This window comes from Nonomuraea sp. NPDC050310, assembly GCF_040655795.1.
GTDB lineage: Bacteria > Actinomycetota > Actinomycetes > Streptosporangiales > Streptosporangiaceae > Nonomuraea.
Window position 1 is genome coordinate 1 of the sequence record NZ_JBFAKP010000057.1, and the last position, 1,467, is coordinate 1,467.

At 70.6% G+C, this 1,467-nt stretch carries 2 protein-coding genes; both read right to left on the minus strand.

From position 1 onward, the window contains the following. Positions 1-729: alpha/beta hydrolase (locus AB0I67_RS43105; protein WP_357936792.1), on the minus strand; the 729-nt coding region annotated here is incomplete at its 3' end. Between the two features lie 192 nt (positions 730-921). Beyond that, positions 922-1,386 carry a MarR family transcriptional regulator gene (locus AB0I67_RS43110; RefSeq protein WP_357936794.1) on the minus strand — a complete coding sequence of 155 codons (465 nt, stop codon included), beginning with the start codon at positions 1,384-1,386 and terminating at the stop codon, positions 922-924. Positions 1,387-1,467 lie beyond the last annotated feature (81 nt).

Below are 1,467 nucleotides of genomic sequence, written 5' to 3' on the forward strand. Positions count from 1 at the left end.
CGCCTCGTCGAGATTCTGGATGAAGCCGTGCTCCAGGCCCTCCTCCCGCCTGCCCATCACCTCGACACCGGCCTCGCGCAGCCGCTCGGCATAGGCTTCGCCCTCGTCACGCAGGGGGTCGCGCTCAGCGGTGATCACCACGGCGGAAGGCAGGTCGTGCAGACCGGGCGTGCTCAACGGGCTCGCGGCCGGGTCGGCGGGGTCGGGCGTCCAGTAGGAGATCGCCTCGCGCAGGAACGCCGGATCGAGCCCCCACCCGCCCTGCTCCCGCACACTCGCCGACGCGAGCGTGAGGTCGGTGTTCGGGCAGATGAGCACCTGCGCGGCAGGCAACGGCTCCCCGGCGTCACGCAGCCGCAGGCAAGCCATCGTGGCCAGGTAGCCGCCCGCGCTGTCCCCGGCGACGGCCCACGGCTTGGCCCAGCGCAGCACCTCGACCGCGTCGTCGATCGCCGCCGGGTACGGATGCTCGGGTGCGAGCCGGTAGTCGACGGCCAGCACCTCCACACCGCAGGCGGCGGCGATCCGGCGGCAGGTGCGATCGTGGCTGTCGAGGTCGCCCAGGATGAACGCGCCACCGTGCAGAAACACCATCAACGGCCGGGGCTCGTCGGCCGGCCGGTAGTGGCGCAGCCGTAGCCCGCCGGGGCCGGTCAAGTCGCTGACGTGCGGCAGGGCAGGTCCGGGAGCGCGGGTTCGGGGAGCGCGCAACGCGTTGAGATCAAGCACAGCGTGACATTCTTCCCCATGCGCTGGGGCTGCGACTGTTCGCAGGCGACCCGTCATACGCGCCCCCTCAGCATGAGCTCCGTGGCTGCTCGGAGCCGGCTGAACCCACAACCCCGCCAGGGTACGGCGTAGCGTGAGGAATGCCTTGGGTGGACCTGGCAGGACGAGGCGGTGGCTGGGGAGGGTGCGGCGTCATGGCTCCGCATTGGATGCCTCTGCTGCCGCCCCTTCGCCCGACAGAAGGCCGTCCATGAGGGCCTTGAGCGTCCTGGCGTCGTCCGGGCCGAGCCGGTCCAGCAGGTGACGTCGGGTGGCCATTTCCAGTGTCGGCAACGTCGCGTCGATCACGTGCCTGCCGGCAGGGCACAGCGTGACCTCCACCCCGTTCGGAATCTTGTCGCGGGCGACGTAGCCGCGGTCGGCCATCCGGGTCAGCAGGTGCGACAGCCGGGTCCGGTCCCAGCCGAGGGCGGCGGCGAGGGCGTTCTGCCGCAAGCTCCCGCCGGACTCGTGCAGGCAGACCAGGACGCCCAGTTCCGGCTCCGACACACCGGACGCCGCCGTGGTTTCGGCGATGACGGCGGCACGGACCATCTCATGGGCGCGCTTCCACCGCAGCCACAGCTCGGTCGCCTCCCCCGGCCCAAGTGTTGACATATCAACACCCTACTTCCTAGTGTTCGTCCCGACCACATGGCTCGATGTGCAAGGACTTCTCCGATGCTCGATCCTCGGCGG

Coding starts and splice junctions, on each gene's coding strand:
- AB0I67_RS43110 (WP_357936794.1), bottom strand. CDS start 1,386: ATGTCAACACTTGGGCCGGGGGAGGCGACCGAGCTGTGGCTGCGGTGG.